The sequence below is a fragment of the Acidisphaera rubrifaciens HS-AP3 genome (assembly GCF_000964365.1).
Taxonomy (GTDB): domain Bacteria; phylum Pseudomonadota; class Alphaproteobacteria; order Acetobacterales; family Acetobacteraceae; genus Acidisphaera; species Acidisphaera rubrifaciens.
The window spans coordinates 1-3345 of record NZ_BANB01000852.1 but is presented as its reverse complement, the minus strand read 5'-3'; the positions used below and the strand labels follow the sequence as shown (position 1 = coordinate 3345).

Sequence of the window (3345 nt, the reverse complement as noted above, 5' to 3'; positions counted from 1 at the left end):
TCGCGCGACGGTGCGGCGGCCAGCGCGAGGTCGGCGAGATCGGCGAGCGCCGCGGGATCGTCATGCGCGGCGATGGCGTGCCGCAGCAGGATCGCGTCGGTGCGCCCGGTGCCGTGGCGCAGCACGTCGCGCAGCCACGCGAGCGCGCTCGCCTCGTCGCGTATGTCACCCGCCTCCACCGCCCATTCGAGACCGTGCGAATAGGCAAAGGCGCCGACCGGAAACGCCGGCGACAACCAGGCGTGCAGGTTCAGCGCCGCCGCCGCGGCGTCCGGCTCAGTGCTCGTGGTCGTCGTGGTCATGGTCATGGTGGTGATGCGCGTGGCCGCCGCCACCTTCGTACGCGCCGGCTTCCGGGTCGAACGGCGCCTCCAGGGCCTCGGCATGGCCGCCGAGGCCCGCCACCATCTCCGCGATGACATGATCGGCGCGGATGCGCAGACGGCCGGGCAGCAGTTGCACCGGCAGATGCCGGTTGCCGAGATGCCAGGCGATGCGCAGCAGCGCGGCCGGATCATGGGCGTGGATGTCGAGCACCGGCTCCGGCCGCGCGGCGACGCGCATCCGGCTGCCGTCGTCGAGCACCAGCGCGTCGCCGTCGCGCAGATGCGTCGCCTGTTCGAGATCAAGCAGCAGCGTGGCGCCGCCCAGCGTCGTCAGGCGGATGCGGCGGCGGTGGCGGTGATCGTGGTCGATCAGCACGGTGTCGGCGGCGGCGCCGTCCCAGGTGCCGGCGCGCAGGACGGCGACGGCGCGCATCAGAACAGGAAATACCGCTGCGCCATCGGCAGCACGGTCGCCGGCTCGCAGGTCAGCAGCACGCCGTCGGCCCGCACCTCGTACGTCTCGGGGTCCACCTCGATATGCGGCGTCGCGTCGTTGTGGATCATGCTGCGCTTGCCGATGCCGCCGCGCGTATTGGCGACGGGGACGAGCTTGCGCGCCAGATGCCGCGCGTGGCCGATGTTCATGTCGAGCGCCGCGGCGGAGACAAAGGTCAGGCAGTTCTCCGCCAGCGCGCGGCCGAGCATGCCGAACATCGGCCGTCCGTGCACCGGCTGCGGCGTCGGGATCGACGCGTTCGGATCGCCCATCATCGCCCAGGCGATGGCGCCGCCCTTGATCACCAGATCGGGCTTCACGCCGAAGAAGGCCGGCGACCACAGCACCAGATCGGCCAGCTTCCCGACCTCGATCGACCCGATCTCGTGCGCCATGCCCTGCGCGATCGCCGGGTTAATCGTGTACTTGGCGACGTAGCGCTTGATGCGCGCGTTGTCGGCCGCGCCGTCGCCCGCGAGCGCGCCACGCTGCGTCTTCATCTTGTGCGCGGTCTGCCAGGTGCGGGTGATCACCTCGCCGACCCGCCCCATTGCCTGGCTGTCGGAGGCGATGATCGACAGCGCGCCGAGGTCGTGGAGGATGTCCTCGGCGGCGATGGTCTCGCGGCGGATGCGGCTTTCCGCGAAGGCGACGTCCTCCGGGATGTTCGGGTCGAGGTGATGGCAGACCATGAGCATGTCGAGATGCTCGTCGATCGTGTTCACCGTGTAGGGGCGCGTCGGGTTGGTGCTGCTCGGGATGACGTTTGCCAGCCCCGCCACGCGGATGATGTCCGGCGCGTGGCCGCCACCCGCGCCCTCGGTGTGGAAGGCATGGATGGTGCGGCCGGCCAGCGCCGCGATGGTGTCCTCGACGAAGCCGCTTTCGTTGAGCGTGTCGGTGTGGATCATCACCTGCACGTCGAACCGGTCGGCGACCGACAGGCAGCAATCGATCGCGGCGGGCGTCGTGCCCCAGTCCTCGTGCAGCTTTAGGCAGGACGCGCCGGCGCGGATCATCTCCTCCAGCGCGCCGGGCTGCGAGGCGTTGCCCTTGCCGGACAGCGCGATGTTGACCGGCAGCGCCTCGGCGGCCTGCAGCATGCGGGTGATGTGCCAGGGGCCGGGTGTGCAGGTGGTCGCGGCGGTGCCGCTGGCCGGCCCGGTCCCGCCGCCCACCATCGTGGTCACGCCGGAGGCCAGCGCCTCCTCGGCCTGCTGCGGGCAGATGAAGTGGATGTGGCTGTCGATGCCGCCGGCGGTGAGGATCTTACCCTCGCCAGCGATGATCTCGGTGCCCGGGCCGATGATGATGTCGACGTCGGGCTGGATGTCGGGATTGCCGGCACGGCCGATCGCGGCGATGCGGCCGTCGATGATCGACACGTCCGCCTTGATGATGCCCCAGTGATCAACGATCAGCGCGTTGGTGATGACGGTATCCGCCGCGCCCTCGGCCTGCGTCGCCTGCGACTGGCCCATGCCGTCGCGTATGACCTTGCCGCCGCCGAACTTGACCTCCTCGCCATGTACCGTCAGGTCGCGTTCCACGGCGAGGAACAGGTCGGTATCGGCCAGCCGCACGCGGTCGCCGACGGTCGGGCCGAACATGTCCGCATAGGCCTGGCGGGTGATGCGTGCCATGGCTACAGCGCCCCCGTCACGTCGCCGCGAAAGCCGATCACCACGCGCCGCCCGCGATACGGGACGAGCGTGACGCTGCGGGTCTGGCCGGGCTCGAAGCGGACGGCGGTGCCGGCGGCGATGTCGAGCCGCTTGCCGCGCGCCGCGGCGCGGTCGAAGGACAGCGCCGGGTTGGTCTCGGCGAAATGGTAGTGGCTGCCGACCTGGATCGGCCGGTCGCCGGTGTTGGCGACCTCGACCACCGTCTGTTCCAGTCCGGCGTTGAGTTCGATGTCGCCGTCGGCGGCGATCACCTCGCCGGGGATCATCGGCCCGCTCATCGTATCGGCTCGTGGACGGTGACGAGCTTGGTGCCGTCGGGAAAGGTCGCCTCCACCTGCACGTCGGGGATCATCTCGGCAATGCCCTCCATGACCTGATCGCGCGTCAGCACCTGCGCGCCGGCCGCCATCAGGTCGGCGACGCTGCGCCCGTCGCGCGCGCCCTCGACCACGAAATCGGTGATCAGCGCGACCGCCTCGGGGTAGTTCAGCTTCACGCCGCGATCGAGCCGCCGGCGCGCGACATTCGCGGCCATGGCGATCAGCAGCTTGTCCTTCTCGCGGGGCGTCAGGTTCATGCGGGTCCCTGTTCTTAATCAGGTATGCCAGATGCGCGGCAGGGCGCGGCCGGGGCGGAGCACGGCCAATCCTGCCATGACGAGCGGGCGCAGGCGCGCGGAATCGGCGGCGAGGATACGCGCGACCAGCAGCCCGTCCCAGGCGCTCGCGCCGGCGTCGTGACCGGCGAGGCAGGCGCGCAGGGGATCGAGCCGTCCCTCCGCCTCCGGCCCGGCATGGATCAGGGTCGCGACCGCGCCGGCCCCGCCCGCCGTGGCGGC

5 protein-coding genes and 1 pseudogene are annotated in these 3345 nt (G+C 70.9%); all 6 read right to left on the bottom strand.

Features of this window, described 5'->3' with window-relative positions:
• Positions 1-308 (bottom strand): urease accessory protein UreF (locus tag B8460_RS18485; protein ID WP_277813995.1); only part of this gene is annotated, 308 nt, incomplete at its 3' end.
• Positions 277-759, bottom strand: a complete 483-nt coding sequence (locus tag B8460_RS18480; protein WP_048863093.1) for an urease accessory protein UreE — start codon at positions 757-759, stop codon at positions 277-279. The genes B8460_RS18485 and B8460_RS18480, both read right to left, overlap by 32 nt.
• The gene (gene ureC, locus B8460_RS18475; RefSeq protein ID WP_048863092.1) at positions 759-2465 is read right to left on the bottom strand and encodes an urease subunit alpha; all 1707 of its coding nucleotides are present in this window, start codon (positions 2463-2465) and stop codon (positions 759-761) included. Before ureC ends, B8460_RS18480 begins: the two co-directional genes overlap by 1 nt.
• A gap of 2 nt (positions 2466-2467) precedes the next feature.
• On the bottom strand, positions 2468-2773 hold the full coding sequence (locus B8460_RS18470) for an urease subunit beta (RefSeq protein WP_048863095.1): 306 nt from the start codon (positions 2771-2773) through the stop codon (positions 2468-2470).
• An 8-nt stretch (positions 2774-2781) separates the two neighbouring features.
• On the bottom strand, positions 2782-3084 hold the full coding sequence (locus tag B8460_RS18465; RefSeq protein WP_048863091.1) for an urease subunit gamma: 303 nt from the start codon (positions 3082-3084) through the stop codon (positions 2782-2784).
• An 18-nt stretch (positions 3085-3102) separates the two neighbouring features.
• Positions 3103-3345 (bottom strand): annotated as a pseudogene (locus B8460_RS22395) (urease accessory protein UreD); the annotation flags it as partial.